Here is a 20,542-nt window from a genome sequence, read left to right as displayed (position 1 = left end):
GTCGCCGATAGATAAGAAGAACACCATGAAATCTTTTGCTTTTGTCTTTCCCGGACAAGGTTCGCAGGCGGTCGGCATGCTCGACGCCTGGGGCGATCATCCGGCCGTTGTCGAGACGCTGCGTGAAGCTTCGGACGCGCTGGACGAAGACGTCGCGGCGCTGATCCACGATGGCCCCAAAGAGCAACTCGCGCTGACCACCAACACCCAACCCGTGATGCTGGTGGCAGGCGTGGCCGCTTGGCGGGCGTGGCTCGCTGAAGGTGGCGACAAGCCGACCGTGGTCGCCGGTCACTCGCTCGGCGAATATTCGGCGCTGATCGCCTCGGGCGTCCTCTCGCTCGCACAGGCTGCGCCATTGGTTCGTTTTCGCGCGCAGGCCATGCAGCAGGCGGTGCCGGTCGGCGTCGGTGCGATGGCCGCCGTGCTCGGCATGGATGCGGCCAAGGTCGTGGCCGGTTGCGCCGATGCCACCGCGACCTTCGGTCCAGGCAGCGCCGAAGTGGTCGAGGCCGTCAATTTCAATGATCCCCTGCAGACGGTGATCGCTGGGAGCAAGGCGGCGGTCGACAAGGCCTGCGAAGTCTTGAAGGCCAACGGCGCCAAGCGCGCGTTGTTGCTGCCCGTTTCGGCGCCCTTTCATTCAAGCCTGATGAAGCCGGCCGCAGAAGCGCTTCGCGAGCGGCTAGCGTCGGTGACGTTCGCCGCGCCGCAGATACCGGTGGTGAACAACATCGATGTTGCCATCGAGGTCGATGCGGATCGCATCCGTGATGCGCTGGTACGCCAGGCGGCGGGACCGGTGCGCTGGGTCGAAAGTGTGCAGGCATTGCGTGCGCGCGGTGTCGAGGCGATCGTCGAATGCGGTCCTGGCAAGGTGCTGGCCGGAATGGCCAAGCGCATCGCGCCCGAGGTGGCTGCCGCTTCCATCTACGATCCGGCGACCTTGGCCGATACCCGTCAACTCCTCAGCGCTTCGTCATGAGCATTCCCAAATTCGAAGGTCAAATCGCTCTGGTCACGGGCGCCTCGCGTGGTATCGGTGCCGCCATTGCGCTCGAACTCGCACAGCGCGGCCTGAAGGTCATCGGGACCGGTACGACGCCCGACAGTGCCGCCAAGATCACGACCGCACTTGCCGCCCATGATGGCCGCGGCGTTGCGCTCGATGTCAACGATGGCGCCGCGCTGGAGGCGCTCGTCGACGACATCGTCAAGACGCATGGCGCACTGCATGTGCTGGTCAACAACGCAGGCATCACGCGCGACATGCTCGCCATGCGTCTGAAGGATGCCGATTGGGATGCGGTGCTCGACACCAACCTCAAGGGCGTCTTCCGCATGTCGAGAGCAGTGATCCGTCCGATGATGAAGCAGCGCTATGGGCGCATCATCAGCATCACCAGCGTGGTCGGTGCCGCAGGCAATGCAGGCCAGGCCAATTACGCAGCCGCCAAGGCGGGCGTTGCCGGCATGACACGCGCGTTGGCGCGCGAACTGGGCAGCCGCAACATCACCGTCAACTGCGTGGCGCCTGGTTTCATCGAAACCGACATGACGGCCAGCCTTCCCGAAGCCCAACAGCAGGCCTTGCTGCAGCAGATCCCGCTGGGCCATCTGGGCAAGCCGGCGGACATCGCGCATGCGGTCTCCTATCTCGCATCGCCGCAAGCCGCTTACGTGACAGGCCAGGAACTGCACGTCAACGGCGGCATGCACATGTAGCGTCTGTGACGCGTCCTTTTTCCCCGTACGGCGGGTGGGGCAAATGCCTCACGCCGGCCAGTTAAAATCCACCGATTCTTTACAACCCCCAGAGGGAACAAAATGAGCGATATCGAAGCACGTGTCAAAAAGATCATTGCCGAGCAACTCGGCGTTGAAGAGTCGCAAGTCACCAACGAAAAAGCATTCGTGGCCGACCTCGGCGCCGACTCGCTCGACACGGTCGAACTCGTGATGGCACTGGAAGACGAATTCGGCATCGAGATCCCTGACGAAGACGCAGAGAAGATCACGACGGTGCAAAACGCTGTCGACTACGCCACCAAGAATCAAAAGGCCTGATCAGGCCGTACGTTGAAATCCCGCTCCAGCTCGTGGCTTATGTGTCCACGTGCGAAGGGCGTCGACTTCAGCGCTTCCAGAAAGGTATGCCGGCATGACCAAACGCCGTGTCGTTGTCACTGGGCTCGGTTGCTTGGCCCCCGTCGGGAACTCTGTAGAAGAGTCCTGGGCGAATCTATTGGCCGGAAAATCGGGCATTGCGAACATCACAGCGTTTGATGCAAGCGCATTTGCCTGCAAGTTCGCCGGTGAGGTCAAGGGTTTCGACATCACCCAATACATCTCGGAGAAGGAAGCGCGTCACATGGACCGCTTCATTCATCTGGGGTTGGCCGCAGCGGTGCAGGCCGTGCAGGACAGCGGGTTGCCTACTGGCGATGCGTTGTCCTATGAACAAGCCGTCCGCATCGGTTGCAACATCGGTTCCGGCATCGGCGGTCTGCCGATGATCGAGGAAACGCATGGCGAGCTGATGAGTCGCGGGCCGCGCCGTGTGTCGCCGTTCTTCGTGCCGGCTTCGATCATCAACATGATCTCCGGCCACGTCTCGATCCGGTATGGTTTCAAAGGCCCCAACCTCGCTGTCGTGACTGCTTGCACCACGGGCTTGCATGCCATCGGCATATCGGCCCGAATGATTGAATACGGTGATGCCGACGTGATGATCGCCGGCGGTGCCGAGTCCACGATTTCTCCGCTGGGCATTGGGGGCTTCACTGCGCCTCGTGCCCTGAGCACTCGCAACGACGACCCTGCCACGGCTTCTCGTCCGTGGGACAAGGACCGTGATGGCTTCGTGCTCGGGGAAGGCGCTGGTGTGCTGGTGCTCGAAGAGTACGAACATGCCAAGGCCCGTGGCGCCAAGATTTACGCGGAAGTGTCGGGCTTCGGCCTGACTGGCGATGCGTATCACATGACGGCCCCCGACGTTGATGGCCCGCGCCGTTCGATGGCGCTGGCGCTGGCCAATGCGGGCGTCAATGCCGACGAGGTGAGCTACCTCAACGCGCACGGCACGTCGACGCAGATCGGTGACCTCAACGAGACGAACGCGATCAAGCTCGCGTTCGGCGACCATGCCAGGAAGCTTGTCGTGAACTCCACCAAGTCCATGACAGGCCATCTGCTGGGTGGTGCCGGAGGCATCGAATCGGTCTTCACCACGCTCGCGGTGTACCACCAGAAGAGCCCGCCGACGATCAACATCTTCAACCAGGACCCCGAGTGCGACTTGGACTATTGCGCCAACGAGGCACGTGACGTGAAGATCGATGTCGCTGTGAAGAACAACTTCGGCTTTGGTGGTACCAACGGCACGCTGGTGTTCAAACGCGTTTGATTTCCTGCCTTTCATGCACAGCGCCCCGTCGGTGAGCTACCCGGTGGGGCGCTCGCGCTTGGCCTGCCGCTGGATCATCGCGCTTTGGTGCGGTGGTGTGGCGTGTGCCGCCGGAGCGGGATTCGCGGGCGGCATGTCGGGTTGGCGCACTGCGGTGCTCGCTCTTTCGATCGTTGTGGCGGCTGGATCGGCCCGTCAGCTAGTGTCCGGCCGCGCAGCATCCGCTGCCGAAAAGTCGCTGTATTTCGACGGGCAGGGATGGTCGCTGTCCGATGTACCGTCCTCCAGCGAGGGTCGACTGGAGGTCTGTTTGGACTTCCAGTCCTTGATGCTGTTGAATTTGAGCGGGCCTGCAGGGGCTCGCCGGCGCTGGATGTGGCTGGAGCGATCGTCCTTGCCATCACGCTGGCACGATCTGCGGCGTGCTGTATATTCGCGCGCCCCAGCGACGCGTCGCGCGACCTCTGCGGCGACTTTGCCGAATTCCGGCGCGTCTTCATCCCTTTCATGACAGCCTCCCCTCCGCCGGCACCGCCGGACAATGCCGCTCCCGACAGCCTTCCTGCCGAGCCGCGTCCGGGCGAAGTCGACTTCCAGTTGGTGCAGCGCACCATCGCCGGAGACCAGAAGGCGTTCGAATTGTTGGTGATCAAATACCAGCGACGTATCGAGCGACTGATCGGCCGCATGGTGCGTGATGTGGACCTGGTCGAAGATATCGCCCAGGAAACGTTCATTCGCGCGTATCGCGCGCTCCACCAGTTCCGAGGGGAAGCCCAGTTCTATACCTGGCTATACCGCATCGCGGTGAACACGGCGAAGAAGGCCTTGGTCGACATGAAGCGCGATCCAACGGTCTCCGAAAGCGCGTTGCGCCCGTCTTCCGATGACGAAGATGAAACTTACCGCCCCGGAAACGAACCAACGTCCGACGAAACCCCCGAAACAGTGTTGGCCGCCAACGAGATTGCGGCTGTCGTCGAGGCTGCCATGGCGGCCTTGCCGGCGGAGTTGCGGCAGGCTGTAACGCTGCGCGAAATCGAGGGGATGAGTTATGAAGAGATTGCCGAGGTCATGAACTGCCCGATCGGCACGGTGCGTTCACGGATATTCCGTGCACGAGAAGCCATTTCGGCACGGGTGAAGCCGTTGCTCGACAACCAGTCCGGGAAGCGTTGGTAAGCAGGTGAATCAGATGAAGCACACAGAAATGACGCGTGAGCAGATTTCCGCCCTGGTGGACGGGCAACTGCGAGGTAGCGAGTTCGCACAGACGATGGATCGGATGGACGAAGCGGATGCGCTGCGCTCGACATGGTCGACTTACCACCTGATCGGAGACGTGCTTCGCTCGGGCGCCCACTCGCCTTGCACCAACAGCACCGCTTTCATGGCACGCCTGCAGCAAAGACTCGAACGGGAGCCCATCGTTGCGGTGGCTGCGCCAGTCGCAGTGCCTGTCGCGCCGGTTGTCGTACCGCGCATCGAAGCAGCCAATGAGCCTGTGTTTCGCTGGAAGCTGGTTGCCGGAGCCGCATCGCTTGCTGCCGCTGCGGCCATCGGTTGGAACTGGGTCGGCAGTGCTGGTGCGCCGACGGGGCCGCAATTGGCGCAGCAACAAGGTACGGCCGTGTTGGCGGCGACGGAAACAACCCGTCCTGCAATCGTTCCGCAGCTCGAGTCCAATCAGGTGTTGGTTGGCAACCGTCCACAAGTGATGTTGCGCGATCCGAGACTCGACCAGTTGCTCGAGGCTCATCAGCAGGCGGGTGGCGCCTCGCAGATGCCGTCCGGCTTCCTTCGCAATGCAACTTTCGAAGGGCCTTCGCGCTGACATCAATGACCGTTTCGATGTCGAATCCTGCACGCCGGGCCGTGCTCGCGCTTGCAGCGTTTTGCGTGGTGCCTTGGGTGATCGCTGAGACGCGAGGTACGGCCTCGCATGCGCCGCCACTGGCTGATGTACCCCCACCCTCTCTGGATGCCGTCGAGTGGTTGCGACGCATGCATGTGGCTTCGCGTCAGCGAAGCTATGTGGGTACTTTTGTCGTATCGGCACCGACCGGCAATCTGTCGAGCGCGCGCATATGGCATGTGGCGGAAGCCGGGCAGCTGATGGAGCGAATCGAGGTCCTCACCGGGCCCGCACGTTCGACCTTCCGTCGCAACGAGCAGGTCATGACCTTCCTCCCCGACACGAAGGTTGCGAAGAGCGAGACGCGCGAAAATCTGGAGTTGTTCCCCAACCTTCCGGGCAAGCCCGACTCGTCGATCAGCGAGCTCTACAGCGCTGGACTGCTGGGAAAGGGCCGCGTTGCCGGGTTCGATGCAGACGTGGTTCAACTGGCGCCGCGCGATCGACTGCGTTTTGGCTATCGGCTCTGGAGCGAGCGGCGTTCCGGCCTCGTGATCGCATTGCAGACGATCGATGGCGAAGGTCGCGTCGTCGAACAGTCGGCTTTTTCCGAGCTCCAACTCGATGCCCCGGTCAAGGCGCACGTGCTGGCCCAGATGATGGGGAATACGGCCGGCTATCGGGTCGAAAAATCCGAACTCGAACGCACGACCGCTGCCGTCGAGGGATGGGAGCTCAAGAATCCCGTGGCAGGTTTCAAGCCTGTCAGCTGCTATCGCCGCGCGCTGGACGGCGCTGCGAAGCCCGAACGCACCATGCAGTGGACGTTCTCCGATGGTCTGGCCTCGGTGTCGCTGTTCATAGAGCCTTTCGATGCACAACGCGCGGCGCGCGAAGAGACTTTGGTGCTTGGCGCGACCCACACGCTGACGCGTCGTCTGATCGACAAGAACGGCGACTGGTGGTTGACTGCGGTAGGTGAGGTTCCTGCGCAGACGCTTGAGGCATTTGCGCAGGGATTGATTCGCACGCGCTGATGCCGAGGCAAGTGAGCGGCACCGGTCCAGAGCTTCCTGTGATTGTTCGCAGTTCTTCCGAGGAAAGAAATCCGATGATGTTCAAAATCGAAGCCAGAAGACTTCGTTCGTGTCTGTTGGCTGGCGCATTGGCCGCTACAGCCGTCAGTGCATTTCTGCCGATCGAGGCCGTCCACGCGCAGACCCGTACATTGCCTGACTTCACGGACCTGGTCGACCAGGTCGGACCGTCCGTGGTGAATATCCGTACGGTCGAGAAAGTGCAGCGTGGCGGTGCCGCGAATGGCGAGATGGACGAGGAGATGCAGGAGTTCTTCCGGCGCTTTTTCGGTCAACCGGCGCCCGGCGCCCCGCGTCAGCAGACACCTCGGCCGAATCGTCCCCAGGAGCCCCAGCAGGAAGAGGAGCGTCCGCGTGGTGTCGGCTCCGGCTTCATTCTGAGCGCCGATGGATACGTGATGACCAATGCGCATGTGGTCGAAGACGCGTCGGAGGTGCTGGTCACCTTGCCCGACAAGCGCGAATTCAAGGCCAAGATCGTCGGCGCGGACAAGCGCACGGACGTGGCTGTCGTCAAGATCGACGCCACAGGCCTTCCTGCTGTCAAGGTCGGCGATATCTCCCGCCTGCGTGTCGGCGAGTGGGTGATGGCCATTGGTTCACCGTTCGGCCTGGAAAACACGGTCACGGCTGGCATCGTGAGCGCGAAGCAGCGTGACACGGGCGAATACCTGCCCTTCATTCAGACCGACGTCGCGATCAATCCCGGAAATTCAGGTGGACCGCTGATCAACATGCGTGGCGAGGTGGTCGGCATCAACAGCCAGATCTATTCGCGTTCGGGCGGCTTCATGGGCATCTCGTTCTCGATTCCGATCGATGAGGCGATCCGGGTGAGCGAGCAGCTGAGGACATCCGGCCGCGTGTCGCGAGGGCGGATCGGCGTGCAGATCGATCAGGTCACGAAGGACGTGGCCGAGTCGATCGGCCTGGGCAAGGCACAGGGCGCGCTGGTGCGCGGTGTGGAAGTCGGTTCCCCTGGCGAAAAAGCAGGGGTCGAGCCCGGTGACATCATCACGAAATTCGACGGCAAGGCCATCGAGAAACCCAGCGATCTTCCGCGTCTCGTGGGCAATACCAAGCCGGGAACCAAGAGCACGCTGACGGTGTTCCGCCGTGGTGCGTCGCGCGACCTCGCTGTGACGATTGCGGAGATCGAGCCGGACAAGCCGACTGCGCGCGCTCCCGAGCGTGAGGAGCCGACGCCCAAGCAGTCCTCGTCGGCGGCGGCCAAGTCGCTGGGGCTGGCGGTGAGTGAATTGACCGATGCGCAGAAGAAGGAACTCAAGGTCAAGGGCGGCGTGAAGATCGACGCGGCAACCGAGGCCGCCGCACGCGCCGGCCTGCGCGAGGGGGACGTCATTCTGGCCGTGGGCAACGTCGAGGTGTCGAACATGAAGGAGTTCGACGCTGCAATCGGGCGGGCGGATCGCAGCAAACCCGTCAGTGTGTTGTTCCGCCGCGGTGAGTGGGCGCAGTATGCGTTGATCCGCGGCAGTCGCTGACATCCGTTTCACCGTCAAGTGGCCCCACCCGCTAGTCGGATTTGGGGCCTTTTTCTTGCGAAAGATGCGCCGGCAATGCGCCCGTATCTGAATTTTGAAGCGCCGCTTTGGATGCAGTTTGTTAGTGATTGCCAACTTTTTTGAAGTTGTAACGATGCTTTTTAGTAGAATAACGGTGTGAGAGAGCCATCCTCCTGCATAAGTACACAGGCTGGCCCCACGATGCGGTATGACTTGGAGCCGTCCACCGACGCTCCACAGTTCGCCCACAAGTTGTCCCAAAACTCATCCACCGATTCTGTTGATAAGTTGTTTATAACTTCCATGTTGCTGACCTGCAACGACCCTTCCAGCTGAGCTTCCGTCATGTACGCGCCCCCCTTTTTGCCTACAATGAAGCTCCAACTACTGCAGTTGCCATTGCTTGTTGGTTCAGGGCGCGTCTCCTTCAGACGCGCCCTTTTTTCTTGCCCTTCGCGTTCTGCGTACGAGGCAATTCAAGTACTTAAGCGTTCCCGTTGATGAATCACATCAGAAATTTCTCGATCATTGCGCACATCGATCATGGCAAGTCGACGCTCGCAGACCGCTTGATCCAGCGCTGTGGCGGCCTTGCGGAACGCGATATGGAGGCACAGGTTCTCGACTCGATGGACATCGAGAAGGAGCGTGGGATAACCATCAAGGCGCAGACCGCAGCGCTTCACTACAAGGCACGTGATGGGCAGGTCTACAACCTCAATCTGATCGACACGCCGGGCCACGTGGACTTCTCTTACGAAGTGAGTCGTTCGCTGTCCGCGTGCGAAGGTGCGTTGCTCGTGGTCGATGCATCGCAAGGCGTCGAAGCACAGACCGTGGCCAACTGCTACACCGCGCTCGACCTCGGCGTTGAAGTGGTCCCGGTCCTCAACAAGATGGACCTGCCCAACGCGGATCCGGACAACGCACGCACCGAGATCGAAGACGTCATCGGCATCGACGCCACCGACGCGATCCCGTGCTCTGCGAAGACGGGCTTGGGCATCGACGAAATCCTCGAAGCGATCGTCGCGAAGATGCCTGCGCCGCGCGGCAACCCCGATGGCCCGTTGCGCGCGATGATCATCGACAGCTGGTTCGATTCCTATGTTGGCGTCGTGATGCTGGTGCGCGTGGTCGATGGCCGGCTGGCCAAAGGTGAGCGCATCAAGATGATGGCGTCGGGTGCGATGTACAACGCCGACAGCATCGGCGTGTTCACGCCGGCCAACGAGCCGCGCGAGTCGCTCGAGGCCGGTGAGGTGGGCTACATCATCGCGGGCATCAAGGAACTGCAGGCAGCGAAGGTGGGCGATACCGTCACGCTGATCAAGGCCGGCACCGGCGGCGCGGCCGCCACGGCAACCGAAGCGTTGCCCGGCTTCAAGGAGATCCAGCCCCAGGTGTTCGCCGGCCTCTATCCGACCGAGGCGAGCGAATACGAGTCGCTGCGCGATGCGTTGGAAAAACTGAAGCTCAACGATTCTTCGCTGCGCTACGAACCCGAGGTGAGCCAGGCACTGGGCTTTGGTTTCCGCTGCGGTTTCCTGGGCTTGCTGCACATGGAGATCGTGCAGGAACGTCTCGAGCGCGAGTTCGACCAGGATCTGATCACGACGGCGCCGAGCGTGGTCTACCAGGTGGTGCGCAGCGACGGCGAAGTCATCATGGTGGAGAACCCATCGAAGATGCCCGACGTGGGTCGCATGAGCGAGATCCGCGAGCCGATCGTCACCGTGCATCTCTACATGCCGCAGGAATACGTCGGCGCCGTGATGACGCTCGCCAACCAGAAGCGCGGCGTGCAGATGAACATGGCCTACCACGGCCGCCAGGTCATGCTGACCTACGAGATGCCGCTCGGCGAGATCGTTCTCGACTTCTTCGACAAGCTGAAATCGCAGAGCCGTGGCTATGCGTCGATGGACTACGAGTTCAAGGAATATCGTGCGTCCGACGTGGTCAAGGTCGACATCCTGCTGAACGGCGAAAAGGTCGACGCGCTGTCGATCATCGTGCACCGCAGCCAGTCGCAGTACCGCGGCCGGGCCGTGGTGTCGAAGATGCGCGAGATCATTTCACGCCAGATGTACGACGTGGCGATCCAGGCGGCCATCGGGGTCACCATCATCGCGCGTGAGACAATCAAAGCCCTCCGCAAGAACGTGCTCGCCAAGTGCTACGGGGGTGACATCTCCCGCAAGAAGAAGCTGCTCGAGAAGCAGAAGGCGGGCAAGAAGCGAATGAAGCAGATCGGCTCGGTCGAGGTCCCGCAAGAGGCCTTTCTCGCGATCCTGCAAGTCGAAGACTGAATATGCCTCTCCTCACGTCCCTCATCCTCGCGGCTTTCACGGCCTACATCGGTGCCTGGTATTTCGGTGCGGTCGAAGGCAACTTCGCGCTGCTGCTGTTTCTGGCAACGGTGGTCACCGGCCTCTACTGGCTGGCCGAGCGTTTCTATTTCCTGCCGAAGCGGCGCCGTGCGGCTGCGACGCTGGACGCCTCGCTGACGCAGCGTCGCGAGGAGCTCGCGCGCCAGGGCATCACGCAGGTCGACACGGTCGACATCAAGGCACGCGAGCGCCTGCTGATGCAGCCCTGGTGGCTCGACTGGACCGCCGGGCTGTTCCCGGTCATCCTGGTCGTGTTCCTGCTGCGCTCGTTCCTGTTCGAGCCCTTCAAGATCCCGTCGGGCTCGATGATGCCGACGCTGCTCACCGGCGACTTGATCCTGGTGAACAAGTTCACCTATGGCCTGCGGTTGCCCGTCGTCAACACCAAGATCACCAGCGGCACGCCGCCGGCGCGCGGTGACGTGATGGTGTTCCGCTATCCGCCCAAGCCCAGCCTCGACTACATCAAGCGTGTGGTCGGCGTGCCTGGCGACGAGATCGCCTACCTGAACAAGAAGCTCACGATCAACGGCCAACCCGTCAGCAAGGACGCGATGCCCGACTTCTTCGACGAAGAGTCGATGCGCTACCTCAAGCAGTACAACGAGAACCTCGGCGGCAAGCAGCACAGGCTGTTGAACGACGATGGCCGCCGGGCCGGTATTTCGGAGGTCGAGATCATGCCCTTCGCCAACCAGGACAACTGCCGCTACAGCGTCGAAGGCGTCGTGTGCAAGGTGCCTGAAGGGCAGTACTTCATGATGGGCGACAACCGCGACAACTCGCTGGACTCGCGCTATTGGGGCTTTGTGCCTGACAAGAACATCGTCGGCCGCGCATTCTTCGTCTGGATGAACTTCGGTGACCTGAAGCGCATCGGCGGCTTCCAGTGACACGTGGCGGCTCGATAGGTTCATGAGCGAGAACGGGTCGATTCGACGCGGCGGGCAGCGAGGCATTTCGTTCCTCGGGCTGCTTTTCGTGGTCGCGGTGCTGGGATGCGTCGGCGTGGTCGCGGCGCAGGTCATTCCGACGCTGATCGAATACCAGGCGATCGAAAAAGCCGTCAACAAGGCCAAGGAAGGCACCACGGTGCCCGAAGTCCGCGCCATCTTCGATCGGGCCCAGGCCGTCGACGACTTCACCGCGATCAGCGGCAAGGATCTCGACGTGCGCAAGGTCGGCGAGAAGGTCGTGGTCTCGTATGCCTACGAGCGCGAGATCCATCTTGTGGGTCCGGCCTTCCTGTTGTTGAAATACAAGGGCCAGTCCCGTTGATCGTGGCTGAAAACGGTCTCGCTGCGCTGCAGGCGCGTCTCCAGCATTCGTTTGTCGACGCGAAGCTGCTTCAGCTCGCGCTGACGCACCGGAGTTTTTCGGCCGACCACAACGAGCGGCTCGAATTCCTCGGCGATTCGGTGCTGAACCTCGCTGTGGCGCATCTTCTGTACAGACGCCTGTCCGAACTGCCCGAGGGGGATCTGTCGCGCGTACGGGCCAACCTGGTCAAGCAGGAAACGCTGCATCAGCTCGCGCTCAAGCTGGCGCTGTCGCCCTTGCTGCGGCTCGGCGAAGGCGAGGCCAAGTCGGGCGGTTCGAGCCGTCCGTCGATCCTGGCCGATGCGGTGGAAGCGCTGATCGGCGCGGTCTATATCGACGCTGGTTACGCGGCGGCCGAGGCGCTGGTTCACCGGCTCTATGAGTCGGTTGCGATCAATCCACGCATGGATGCCGCCGCCAAGGATCCGAAAACCGAATTGCAGGAATGGCTGCAGGGCCACAAAATGAAGCTGCCGGTCTACCGCGTGGCCGGCACGGTCGGTGCAGCCCATAAACAGACTTTCGACGTCGAGTGCGAAGTGCCCGAATTGAAGCTCAGCGAGCGCGGCATCGGCGGTTCCCGGCGTGCCGGCGAACAGGCAGCCGCCGCTGCGATGCTGATCAAGCTCAAGTCGCACCGCACCTGACGCACCCGCGCGGACCCGAACGCGCAACAAGGAACCCATGAACGACGTCGTCCCCAACGAAGCCCCGCCCGAGAGCGGCGAACCGACCGGCCCACAGCACTGCGGCCTGATCGCCATCGTCGGCAAGCCGAACGTCGGCAAGTCGACGCTGCTGAATGCACTGGTCGGCCAGAAGATCAGCATCACCTCGCGCAAGGCGCAGACCACGCGCCACCGCATCACCGGCATGCGCACGCTGGGCGCCACGCAGTTCGTGTTCGTCGACACGCCGGGTTTTCAGACCCTGCATGCCAATGCGCTGAACAAGTCGCTCAACAAGACGGTGCAGGGCGCTGTCGGCGACGTCGATCTGATCCTGTTCGTGGTCGAGGCCGGCAGCTTCACGCCGGCCGACGAGCGTGTGCTCAAGCTGCTCGGCAAGGGCATCCCGACCGTGCTGCTGGCCAACAAGCTCGACAACGTGCATCGCCGCGGCGACATCGCACCGTGGTTGCAGGACATGCAGAAGAAGCACGAGTTCGCCGAATTCGTGCCGATGTCGGCCAAGAACCCGAAGGACGTCGAGCGCCTGTTCGGCATCTGCGAGAAGTACCTGCCCGAGCAGGCCTGGTTCTACGACGAGGACGAGCTCACCGACCGCAGCGAGAAATTCCTGGCCGGCGAACTGGTGCGCGAGAAGTTGTTCCGCCTGACCGGCGACGAGCTGCCCTACACCTCGACCGTCGTGATCGACAAGTTTGAGGAAGAGCCGCCGCAGAAGAAGGGCCAGAAGCGCCTGCTGCGCATCGCCGCGACGATCGTGGTCGAGCGCGATGGCCACAAGGCCATGGTGATCGGCGACAAGGGTGAGCGCATCAAGCGCATCGGCATGGAAACCCGTGTCGAGCTCGAGAAGCTGGCCGATGCGAAGGTCTTCCTCGAACTCTGGGTCAAGGTGCGTTCCGGCTGGGCTGACGACGAAGCGCGCGTCCGTTCCTTCGGCTACGAGTGAAGTGGCCGCCGCCCATCGCGTTTCCCACGAACCGGCTTATGTGCTCCATCGCTACGACTGGAGCGAGTCGAGCCTGATCCTCGAGGTGTTCACGCGGCACCACGGGCGTATCGCGCTGGTGGCCAAGGGTGCGAAGCGGCCGAGCTCCAACTTCCGGCCGGTGCTGCTGCCGCTGCAGCCGCTGCAGCTCAACTACGGTGGCGACGCCGAGATCCGCACGCTCAAGGGTGCCGAATGGATGGGCGGCCATGTGATGCCGACCGGCGAGGCGCTGCTCTCGGGCTATTACGTCAACGAACTGCTGATGCGCCTGTTGGCGCGCGACGACCCGCATGAAGCGCTGTTCGACGCCTATGCCGGCGTGGTCCAGGTGCTGGCCGGCGAACACGGGGGCGCACAGGCGGCCACGCACTCGGCGGCGCTGCGCGCCTTCGAACTGCTCTTGCTGCGCGAAGCCGGCTTCCTGCCCGCACTGGACGTGCAGACGCTGACGCTGTCGCCGCTCGAGCGCACCGTTCGCTACCGGCTGGTGCCCGAGGCCGGCCTGCGCCACGCGGACGAGCAGGAGGCGGGGTTGCGCGGCGCCGAATGGCAGGCCCTGCAGGCCACGCTCGACGACCCGGCGCCGTTCACCGCCGCCTTGCGTGGCGTGGCCATGCTGAACGCCGGCAGCAACGGCGCGCTGCGCACGCAGCTGCGCGTGCTGCTCAACTACCATTGCGGCGTCACCACGCTGCGCACGCGGCAAATGATGAGAGAACTCCAGGCGCTATGAGCATGAGCACATCCGGCACATCCCTTTCAGTCAACCTCAACAAGGTCGCGCTGGTCCGCAACACGCGGCACCTCGAGATCCCCAGCGTCTGCGTGGCGGCGACGAAATGCCTCGAGGCCGGCGCGCATGGCATCACCGTGCATCCGCGGCCGGACGAGCGCCATATCCGCGCCCATGACGTGCGCGACCTCTCGGCGCTGCTGGCGCGCGACTGGCCGCAGGCCGAGTTCAACATCGAAGGCAATCCGTTCCACAACCTGATGGATTTCGTGCGCACGCTGCGTCCTCACCAGGCGACCTTCGTGCCCGACAGCGAGAGCCAGTCGACCAGCGACCACGGCTGGACCTTCCCCGACGACGCCGAGCGCCTGCGCCCGCTGATTGCCGAAACCAAGGCGCTCGGCGTGCGCGTGAGCCTGTTCATGGACCCGGACGCCCGCATGATGGCGGCGGCCAAGGCGCTGGGCGCCGACCGCATCGAGCTCTACACCGAAAGCTATGCCTCGTCGCGCGGCACGCCCCAGGCCGACGAGGTGCTGCAGCGCTATGTCGATGCCGGCCGCGCCGCGCAGGCGGCAGGACTGGAACTCAACGCCGGGCACGACCTGAACCGCGAAAATCTCGCCGCCTTCCTGAAGGCCGTTCCGGGCGTGCGAGAGGTGTCGATCGGCCACGCCTTCGTCGCCGACGCACTTGAGCTCGGCTATGCCGCCACGACCCGCGACTACCTGCGCTGCATCCAGGACGCGGCGTGATCTACGGCATCGGCACCGACATCTGCGACCTGCGGCGGATCGCCGCGACCTATGAACGGCAAGGCGAGCGCTTTGCGCGCAGGGTGCTGAGCGATGCCGAATTCACGATCTGGCAGGCGCGCAGCGCACGCTGGCCGAAGCGCGGGCTGAGCTACCTGGCCACGCGCTTCTCGGCCAAGGAGGCCTTCAGCAAGGCGATCGGCCTGGGCATGCGCATGCCGATGAGCTGGCGGCTCTGCGAGATCGCCAACCTGAAGAGCGGCAAGCCGGTGATCGTGCTGCACGGCGGCCTGAAGGAATGGTTCGAGGCGCAGGGCCTGACTGCGCACGTGACGGTCACCGACGAGACCGAGTACGCGGCCAGCTTCGTCGTGGTGGAAAAGGCATGAATGCGCCCCTGATCGTCGACGTTGCCGGCACTGCGCTCACGCCGGCCGACCGGCGGCGGCTCGCGGATCCGCTGGTCGGCGGGGTGATCCATTTCGCGCGCAACTGGCAGGACCGAGCCCAGCTCTCGGCACTCAATGCCGAGATCAAGGCCTTGCGGCCCGACCTGCTCATCTGTGTCGATCATGAGGGCGGCCGGGTCCAGCGCTTTCGCAGCGACGGCTTCACGCGGCTGCCGTCGATGCGCACCCTGGGCGAACTCTGGATGCACGACCCGATGGCCGCAACGCAGCGCGCCACCGCCGTCGGCCATGTGCTCGCCAGCGAACTGCGCGCCTGCGGTGTCGACTTCAGCTTCACGCCGGTGCTCGACCTCGACTACGGCGAAAGCAGCGTGATCGGCGACCGCAGCTTCCACCGCGATCCGCGCGTGGCCACGCTGCTCGCCAAGAGCCTGTCGCACGGGCTGCTGCGGGCCGGCATGGCGAATTGCGGCAAGCACTTTCCGGGGCATGGCTTCGTCAAGGCCGACTCGCATGTGGCCGTCCCGGTCGATCGCCGCAGTCTGAAGGCCATCCTCGCCGACGATGCGCAGCCCTATGGCTGGCTGGGCGGCGCGCTCTCCGCGGTGATGCCGGCGCATGTGATCTATCCGAAGGTCGACGCGCGCCCCGCGGGTTTTTCGAAGAAGTGGCTGGGCGAGATCCTGCGCACGCGCATCGGCTTCGATGGCGCGGTGTTCAGCGACGACCTCAGCATGGAAGCCGCGCGCCGCATCGACGGCCAGCTGCTGAGCTACACCGATGCCGCGCTGGCGGCGCTCGATGCGGGTTGCGATCTGGCGCTCCTTTGCAACCAGAGCGTCGGCCAGGGGTTGCCGCTCGACGAACTGCTCGATGGCTTTGCAGCCGCGCAGCGTTCGGGCCGCTGGCAGCCGAGCGCCGCGAGCGAAGCGCGTCGCCGGGCGCTGCTGCCGCGCGGAGAAGCGCTCGCGTGGGACACCCTGCAGGACACGTCCGATTACCGCCGTGCGGTCGCCATGCTGGCGTCCTGAACGCGGCGCCGACGCCGTCTTCCGCAAGGACCGATGTGCCACCCAGGACCTACCTTGGAGATATCGACATGACTTCGTCCGGTTTCGACCTGCACGCCCGCCAGGCGGGCGATCTGCTCTGGAACGCCTGGCAGCTCGGCGCCGCGCTGACGGCCTTGCCGGATGCCTGCCGGCCGACCACGCGGGTTGCGGGGTATGCGGTGCAGGCCGCACTCGCCACGCACAGCCCGCGGCCGATCGCCGGCTGGAAGATCGCTGCGACCAGCGTGGCCGGGCAGCGCCACATCAACGTGTCCGGGCCGCTGGCAGGCCGCCTGTTCGCCGAGCGCGTGCGTGCCGATGGCGACGCGCTGTCGATGGCGGGCAATCGCATGGCCGTCGCCGAGGCCGAATTCGTGTTCCGCATGGCGCGCGACCTGGTGCCGCGCGCGGTGCCTTACAGCCTCGACGAGGTGCTCGATGCGGTCGACGATTTGTGGCTCGGCATCGAGGTGCCGAACTCGCGTTTCGCGGATTTCGTGAGCGCCGGCGAAGCGCAACTGATCGCCGACAACGCCTGCGCACACGACTTCGTGCTCGGTCCGCGGTCGGCCGTGCCTTGGCGCACGCTGGACCTTGCCGGCCACCGTGTGCAGGCAACGGTCACCGGCACGGCGCGCAGCTATGCGCGCGACGGCATCGGTGCCAATGTGCTGGGCGATCCGCGCATTGCCCTGGCCTGGCTTGCGAACGAATTGAGCGCCCACGGCATGACGCTGGCCGAAGGCGCGCTGGTCACGACCGGCGCCTGCATCGCGCCGCTGGAGATCGTGCCCGGCGACGAGGTCGTGGCCGACTTCGGCGTGCTGGGCCGCATGTCGGCGCGCTTCGCGGCCTGAACGGCCTGCCGGCTGTCGGCGACCTGGGTCAGGCCGGGTCGGCCTCGGGCGTCCACAGCCGCGCCCCGCCGTTGTCGCGGTGCGTCAGGTACAGGCGCAGGTCGAATTCGCGCTGGTGGTAGTCGGCGTCCATGTGCGTGCACAGCGCATAGAACGCCTTGTCGTGTTCCCGCTCCTTCATGTGCGCGAGCTCGTGCACGACGATCATCCGCAGCAGCTCGAGCGGCACTTCCTTGAACAGGCTGGCCACGCGGATCTCGCGCTTGGCCTTGAGCTTGCTGCCCTGCACGCGCGACACCGTCGTGTGCGTGCCGAGCGCGTTGCGGATCACGTGCAGCTTGCTGTCGAAGGCCACTTTCGACAGCGGCTCGGCGTTGCGCAGGAAGTCGTTCTTCAGTCCCATCACGTAGTCGTAGAGCGCACGGTCGGTACGGACCTCGTGCGCCGTCCGGTAGCGTTTCAGGAGCAGCTCGCCGAGCTTGCCTTCGGCGATCAACTGCCGCACCTGCGCCTGCAGCGCAGGCGGGTAGTGCGCCAGGTATTTCATGCGCGGCCGTGCACTCCGGCGGCGCGGGCCGAGTACGCCAGGCCCGCGGCCACGCCGCCGAACAGGTCGCCTTCGGTCATGCGCACGCCTGCGAAGCCGCGGCGCAGCGCCTGCTGGAAGGGGCGCAGCGCGGACGAGCCGCCCGTGAGGTAGATCGCGTCGAGGTCATTGCTGCGCAGGCCCGCACGCCGCACGCATTCGTGGGCGCTGGCCACCGTCTTGGTCAGCAGCTCCGCAAGTTGCTGCTCCATGTCGGCCGGCGTCAGCGAGGCGCTCAGGCCGGCTTCCGCGAAGGACAGGTCGATGGTGGACGGTGCATCGTTCACCGAGCTCTCGATCTTGGCTTGCTCGACCTCGTTGGCGATCCGATGGCCGTAGCGCTCTTCCAGCACCGTCATCAGCCGATCGTGCAGGCGCATGTCGGCGTAGCTGCTGCGCAGCTCCTGCGCCTGGCGCACGGCCTTGGGCGCATAGAGCCAGTTGATCAGGTGCCAGGACGACAGCTCGAAGAACACCTTGCTCGGCACCTCGCGCCCGCGCGCATCGCGGTGCCGGAAGCCCAGCAGCGGCATCACGCATTCGAGGTTCAGGCGCTGGTCGAAGTCGGTACCGCCGATGTGCACGCCGCTGGTGGCGAGCACGTCGCTGGCGCGGTCGGCGCGTGCCATGCGCTCGGGGCCAAGGCGTACGACGGTGAAGTCGGAGGTGCCGCCGCCGATGTCGACGATCAGGATCAGCGACTCCTTCGTGACGCGCTGTTCGTAGTCGAAGGCCGCGGCGATCGGTTCCAGCTGGAACGAGATGTCGCGGTAGCCGGCGCTGCGCGCGGCTTGCCGCAGGCTGTCTTCGGCCTGTCGGTCGCGCTTGGGGTCGTCGTCGACGAAGTGCACGGGCCGGCCGAGCACCACGCGCTCGGGCCGCTGGCCGAGCGTCTGCTCGGCGCGCGTGGCGAGCTCGTGCAGGAAGCGCGCGACGATGTCCTGGAAGCTCACCAGCCCGTCGTACACGGCGGTGGTTTCCTGCATCAGCGAGCTGCCCAGCAGGCTCTTGAGCGAGCGCATCAGCCGCCCTTCGACGCCCGACAGATAGAGCGCGACCGCCTCGCGGCCGAAATGCGTGCTGCGGTCCTCGGCGTTGTAGAAGAGCGCGGTCGGCATCGTGGTCGCCGTGCCTTCGAGCGGCAGCGATTGCGCAAGGCCGCCTTCGAGCGCGAAGGCGATGGCGGAGTTGGAGGTACCGAAATCGATGCCGATTGCGGGTGTCGACGTCTTCAAGCTTCGCGACGCAAGGCCGGGAACAGGATGACGTCGCGGATGCTCGGCGAGTCGGTCAGCAGCATCATGAAGCGGTCGATGCCGATGCCGCAGCCACCGGTCGGCGGCATGCCGTATTCGAGCGCGCGCACGAAGTCGTGGTCGTAGAACATGGCTTCGTCGTCGCCCGAATCCTTGGCGGCGACCTGCGCGTTGAAGCGTGCGGCCTGGTCTTCGGCATCGTTCAGCTCGCTGAAGCCGTTGCCGAATTCGCGGCCGGTGATGTAGAGCTCGAAGCGTTCGGTGACTTCCGGCCGGTCGTCGTTGGCGCGCGCCAGCGGCGAGATCTCGGTCGGATGTTCCATGATGAAGGTCGGCTGCCAGAGCTTCTCTTCGACGGTTTCCTCGAAGTACAGCACCTGCAGGCTGGCGAGGCTGCGCAGCGACAGCTTGTTCTTGTCCTCGCTCAGGCCGAGCTTGCGCAGCGCGTTGACGAGCCAGTCGCGGCTGTCGACGCGCGCGATCGCTTCGACGCCTTCCAGCGGCGCACCGGCCTCGGTGTACTTGACGATGGCTTCGCGGATCGTGAGGCGTTCGAAGGGCTGGCTGAGGTCGACCGGCTTGCCCTGATAAGTCAGCTGCTCGCTGCCGACCGTCTTCTTCGCGATCGTGCGGATGATCATCTCGGTGAAGTCCATCAGGTCCTGGTAGTTCCAGTACGCGGCGTAGAACTCCATCATCGTGAACTCGGGGTTGTGCCGGACCGAGATGCCTTCGTTGCGGTAGCTGCGGTTGATTTCGAACACGCGTTCGAAGCCGCCGACGATCAGGCGCTTCAGATAGAGCTCGGGCGCGATGCGCAGGAACATTTCCTGATCGAGCGCGTTGTGATGCGTCTTGAAGGGCTTGGCGTTCGCGCCGCCCGGGATCGGGTGCAGCATCGGCGTCTCGACTTCGAGGAAGTCGTTGGCCACCATGAATTCGCGCAGGGCGCTCACGGCCTTGCTGCGTGCAGTGAAGCGCTGGCGTGCCGTCTCGTCAGTGATCAGGTCGACGTAGCGCTGGCGGTACTTCTGCTCCTGGTCGGCCATGCCGTGGAACTTGTCGGGCAGGGGCCGCAGACTCTTGGTGAGCAGCCGCAGCGTCGTGACCTTCAGCGACAGTTCGCCGGTCTTTGTCTTGAACAGCGTACCTTCGGCGCCGATGATGTCGCCGAGGTCCCAGCGCTTGAAGTCGGCATAGATCTCGTCGCCGATGACTTCGCGCTGGACGTACAGCTGGATACGGCCGGTGGCGTCCTGCACGGTCGCGAAGCTGGCCTTGCCCATGACGCGCTTGAGCATCATGCGGCCAGCCACGCTCACCGGAATGGCCTGCGCTTCGAGTGCGTCGGGCTCGGTATCGCCGTGGGCCTGCAGCAAGGCCAGGGCGCGGTGCTTCGGCTTGAAGTCGTTCGGGAAAGCGACGCCCTTGCCCGCGGCCTGCGCGCTGCGCAGCGCGCCGAGCTTCTCGCGCCGCTCGGCGATCAATTGGTTGTCGTCGTTGGCTGGCGCAGGGGAGGTCGTGGATTCGGTCATGGGAGAGGGGAGGCTGGATGGCGCGGGCGGCGCCGCGCGAAACCCGCCATTTTAGCCCGCTGCCCTCTGAGCCGGCCGGCC

At 64.3% G+C, this 20,542-nt stretch carries 21 protein-coding genes; 18 read left to right on the top strand and 3 right to left on the bottom strand.

Features of this window, described 5'->3' with window-relative positions:
• Window positions 1-25 precede the first annotated feature (25 nt).
• From fabD to AC07PZ_RS10950, 18 genes are all read left to right on the top strand, one after another.
• A complete protein-coding gene (gene fabD, locus AC07PZ_RS11035) occupies window positions 26-985 on the top strand; it encodes an ACP S-malonyltransferase (RefSeq protein WP_495295093.1) in 960 nt (319 codons plus the stop codon).
• On the top strand, window positions 982-1,725 hold the full coding sequence (gene fabG, locus AC07PZ_RS11030) for a 3-oxoacyl-ACP reductase FabG (RefSeq protein WP_495295092.1): 744 nt from the start codon (window positions 982-984) through the stop codon (window positions 1,723-1,725). The genes fabD and fabG overlap by 4 nt, the downstream gene beginning before the upstream one ends.
• 102 nt (window positions 1,726-1,827) lie before the next feature.
• The gene (gene acpP, locus AC07PZ_RS11025; RefSeq protein ID WP_007830471.1) at window positions 1,828-2,067 is read left to right on the top strand and encodes an acyl carrier protein; all 240 of its coding nucleotides are present in this window, start codon (window positions 1,828-1,830) and stop codon (window positions 2,065-2,067) included.
• A gap of 94 nt (window positions 2,068-2,161) precedes the next feature.
• On the top strand, window positions 2,162-3,406 hold the full coding sequence (gene fabF / locus AC07PZ_RS11020; protein WP_495295091.1) for a beta-ketoacyl-ACP synthase II: 1,245 nt from the start codon (window positions 2,162-2,164) through the stop codon (window positions 3,404-3,406).
• Between the two features lie 507 nt (window positions 3,407-3,913).
• Window positions 3,914-4,588 (top strand): RNA polymerase sigma factor RpoE, encoded by a 675-nt coding sequence (gene rpoE, locus AC07PZ_RS11015; RefSeq protein WP_495295173.1) that lies wholly within the window; start codon window positions 3,914-3,916, stop codon window positions 4,586-4,588.
• A gap of 13 nt (window positions 4,589-4,601) precedes the next feature.
• Window positions 4,602-5,240 (top strand): sigma-E factor negative regulatory protein, encoded by a 639-nt coding sequence (locus AC07PZ_RS11010; RefSeq protein WP_495295090.1) that lies wholly within the window; start codon window positions 4,602-4,604, stop codon window positions 5,238-5,240.
• A 5-nt stretch (window positions 5,241-5,245) separates the two neighbouring features.
• Window positions 5,246-6,298 carry a MucB/RseB C-terminal domain-containing protein gene (locus tag AC07PZ_RS11005; protein WP_495295089.1) on the top strand — a complete coding sequence of 351 codons (1,053 nt, stop codon included), beginning with the start codon at window positions 5,246-5,248 and terminating at the stop codon, window positions 6,296-6,298.
• A 74-nt stretch (window positions 6,299-6,372) separates the two neighbouring features.
• Window positions 6,373-7,863 carry a DegQ family serine endoprotease gene (locus AC07PZ_RS11000; RefSeq protein WP_495295088.1) on the top strand — a complete coding sequence of 497 codons (1,491 nt, stop codon included), beginning with the start codon at window positions 6,373-6,375 and terminating at the stop codon, window positions 7,861-7,863.
• A gap of 521 nt (window positions 7,864-8,384) precedes the next feature.
• Window positions 8,385-10,196 carry a translation elongation factor 4 gene (gene lepA, locus AC07PZ_RS10995; RefSeq protein ID WP_495295087.1) on the top strand — a complete coding sequence of 604 codons (1,812 nt, stop codon included), beginning with the start codon at window positions 8,385-8,387 and terminating at the stop codon, window positions 10,194-10,196.
• A 2-nt stretch (window positions 10,197-10,198) separates the two neighbouring features.
• Window positions 10,199-11,170, top strand: coding sequence for a signal peptidase I (gene lepB / locus AC07PZ_RS10990; RefSeq protein ID WP_495295086.1), 972 nt, complete (start codon window positions 10,199-10,201; stop codon window positions 11,168-11,170).
• Between the two features lie 22 nt (window positions 11,171-11,192).
• Window positions 11,193-11,555, top strand: a complete 363-nt coding sequence (locus tag AC07PZ_RS10985; RefSeq protein WP_495295085.1) for a DUF4845 domain-containing protein — start codon at window positions 11,193-11,195, stop codon at window positions 11,553-11,555.
• Between the two features lie 2 nt (window positions 11,556-11,557).
• On the top strand, window positions 11,558-12,244 hold the full coding sequence (gene rnc, locus AC07PZ_RS10980) for a ribonuclease III (RefSeq protein ID WP_495295084.1): 687 nt from the start codon (window positions 11,558-11,560) through the stop codon (window positions 12,242-12,244).
• A 37-nt stretch (window positions 12,245-12,281) separates the two neighbouring features.
• Window positions 12,282-13,235, top strand: coding sequence for a GTPase Era (gene era, locus AC07PZ_RS10975; protein ID WP_495295083.1), 954 nt, complete (start codon window positions 12,282-12,284; stop codon window positions 13,233-13,235).
• A gap of 1 nt (window position 13,236) precedes the next feature.
• A complete protein-coding gene (gene recO, locus AC07PZ_RS10970; protein WP_495295082.1) occupies window positions 13,237-14,010 on the top strand; it encodes a DNA repair protein RecO in 774 nt (257 codons plus the stop codon).
• Window positions 14,011-14,012: 2 nt separating this feature from the next.
• On the top strand, window positions 14,013-14,765 hold the full coding sequence (locus AC07PZ_RS10965; RefSeq protein ID WP_495295081.1) for a pyridoxine 5'-phosphate synthase: 753 nt from the start codon (window positions 14,013-14,015) through the stop codon (window positions 14,763-14,765).
• The gene (acpS, locus tag AC07PZ_RS10960) at window positions 14,762-15,154 is read left to right on the top strand and encodes a holo-ACP synthase (RefSeq protein ID WP_495295080.1); all 393 of its coding nucleotides are present in this window, start codon (window positions 14,762-14,764) and stop codon (window positions 15,152-15,154) included. The genes AC07PZ_RS10965 and acpS overlap by 4 nt, the downstream gene beginning before the upstream one ends.
• Window positions 15,151-16,206, top strand: a complete 1,056-nt coding sequence (gene nagZ / locus AC07PZ_RS10955) for a beta-N-acetylhexosaminidase (protein WP_495295079.1) — start codon at window positions 15,151-15,153, stop codon at window positions 16,204-16,206. The genes acpS and nagZ overlap by 4 nt, the downstream gene beginning before the upstream one ends.
• Window positions 16,207-16,274: 68 nt before the next feature.
• Complete coding sequence (locus tag AC07PZ_RS10950; RefSeq protein WP_495295078.1) at window positions 16,275-17,084, top strand: 2-keto-4-pentenoate hydratase; 810 nt, start codon at window positions 16,275-16,277, stop codon at window positions 17,082-17,084.
• A 28-nt stretch (window positions 17,085-17,112) separates the two neighbouring features.
• On the opposite strand, the gene AC07PZ_RS10945 is transcribed toward AC07PZ_RS10950, so the two are convergent.
• From AC07PZ_RS10945 to lysS, 3 genes are read right to left on the bottom strand one after another with little or no spacing between them, the layout of a single operon-like run.
• Window positions 17,113-17,631 (bottom strand): M48 metallopeptidase family protein, encoded by a 519-nt coding sequence (locus tag AC07PZ_RS10945; RefSeq protein WP_495295077.1) that lies wholly within the window; start codon window positions 17,629-17,631, stop codon window positions 17,113-17,115.
• The gene (locus AC07PZ_RS10940; RefSeq protein ID WP_495295076.1) at window positions 17,628-18,905 is read right to left on the bottom strand and encodes an Hsp70 family protein; all 1,278 of its coding nucleotides are present in this window, start codon (window positions 18,903-18,905) and stop codon (window positions 17,628-17,630) included. Before AC07PZ_RS10940 ends, AC07PZ_RS10945 begins: the two co-directional genes overlap by 4 nt.
• Window positions 18,902-20,461 carry a lysine--tRNA ligase gene (lysS, locus tag AC07PZ_RS10935; protein WP_495295075.1) on the bottom strand — a complete coding sequence of 520 codons (1,560 nt, stop codon included), beginning with the start codon at window positions 20,459-20,461 and terminating at the stop codon, window positions 18,902-18,904. Before lysS ends, AC07PZ_RS10940 begins: the two co-directional genes overlap by 4 nt.
• Between the last annotated feature and the right edge of the window lie 81 nt (window positions 20,462-20,542).

This window comes from Variovorax sp. GW821-FHT10B04, from assembly GCF_059415645.1.
Note: the sequence above shows the minus strand (reverse complement) of the source record. Positions and strands in the feature narration are given on the sequence as shown.